This is a genomic window from Bartonella sp. MU70NMGDW, from assembly GCF_042194085.1.
GTDB classification, from domain to species: Bacteria; Pseudomonadota; Alphaproteobacteria; order Rhizobiales; family Rhizobiaceae; genus Bartonella; species Bartonella grahamii.
Window position 1 is genome coordinate 1 of the sequence record NZ_JBHIMK010000295.1, and the last position, 1,419, is coordinate 1,419.

1 protein-coding gene and 1 pseudogene are annotated in these 1,419 nt (G+C 38.7%); both read right to left on the reverse strand.

The genetic code is table 11. The annotated features are described in order from the left end of the window. Positions 1–297: 297 nt before the first annotated feature. Positions 298–711, reverse strand: coding sequence for a hypothetical protein (locus ACFIKE_RS10565; RefSeq protein WP_375649852.1), 414 nt, complete (start codon positions 709–711; stop codon positions 298–300). Then, positions 695–1,419, reverse strand: a pseudogene (locus tag ACFIKE_RS10570) (hypothetical protein); the annotation flags it as partial. The gene ACFIKE_RS10565 and the pseudogene ACFIKE_RS10570, both read right to left, overlap by 17 nt.

A 1,419-nucleotide genomic window follows, 5' to 3' on the forward strand; every position in this document is an offset into this window, starting at 1 on the left:
AGGTTGTAAAAATACTCCTCTGCTCCGTCCCCCCAAGGAACATAACCAACAGCTGTTGCAACAAACTCTTTTTGCATTGGCTGTTTACGCTTTTTTAAGAACAGGTCCTTTAATATTCTCATGTTTTTAGTCCATAATTTTACCAATTGATCTATTTACCTCAAATCTGATCGTACAGAGCGTTTTTGTGTTATAGATATTTTCATCATAAAATCTTAAAATCGCTTTGTAAGGTACCTTTTTATCGATTTAAATATATATATAATCGTAAAATGATCAGCACTTTTCACTAGTTTGCTAACCTGCAATGTTTTTCACTGTTCCCCCAAGACCAGTTAAAGTTTCTTCAAGCTCTTGCTTGTGAACAAGCGTTAGTGGTCTAAAATGCTCTTTCGCTGTTTTTTCTTTGAGTGCTTTCTCACGTGTGTTTTCAATTGCTCTACGTACACTTTCGGCTTTTGAAAGAAGGGTATTTTCTACTGTCTGGCAATAAGTTAAAAGCTCTCCACAAGTTGGCATAAATGTTTTTGATATCCCAATTGCTTGACCAGTTACGATATCTTCGACACCCTTTTTCAGAGCATATGCTGAAATCCGTTCCAGCATCATGCTATAGGATAGGACAACGGCTTTGGAATCTGTGTTCGCAGGGACTCTCATGCTTGAGAGTAGGAAAGAAGCTTGCTCAATTTGTTTAACTGAAGCTTTCACAGAGAGCAACGCTTGTAGACGATTGCAAGCATCTAAGGTTTGCGCTTCCTCCTGTTTCGTCAATGTCTTCGCAGCTTTCAGCGTCAATGGATACCCCGGACTGATCATTTCCATAATCTTCTCCAGATGAGAGATGATCTCTGAGCTCTTTGAAGCCTTCTGCAAGCTGTTCTGTGAAAGTTTTCTGAGTGAATTTTCCATGATAACCACCTAACCGTTTCTTCTGTTCTAATCTTGCTTTTTTCTGTGCTAAAAAACCCCACTTTGGATGTGTAATCCAATTGTACCAAGTCCTTTGCCAATCTCGTTTGTTTGCATTTTTACCTGGGTTTGCTATCCAGTAATTTGTGAACCGTTCAAATTCTGACACTGCCTCATGATGCGTTAATCCTTGATCAATTACGTATTGCAAATTAGGTTCAAAATCCTCAGGCAATCGACAACCGCGATTAGCTTTCGCTCGTTTTGCTTTTTTGGGAACGTTCTCTTGTTCGTGAATGGGATGTTGGTTGTCTACACCCGTTGTGATTTGCTCTGATGTGGTCTCAACAGCAGCAACCTCTGTTGGCTCGTCAACCAAATCCGCGATTTCTAAATTTTCAGAACCAATTTCTTTTTTTGCTAAAACGATAGTTTTAGTTTTTTTATATATATTCTTATTCTGGTTCTTTATAGCTTGATTTTGCTTAGCGTTTGCTTCAGCAAAAA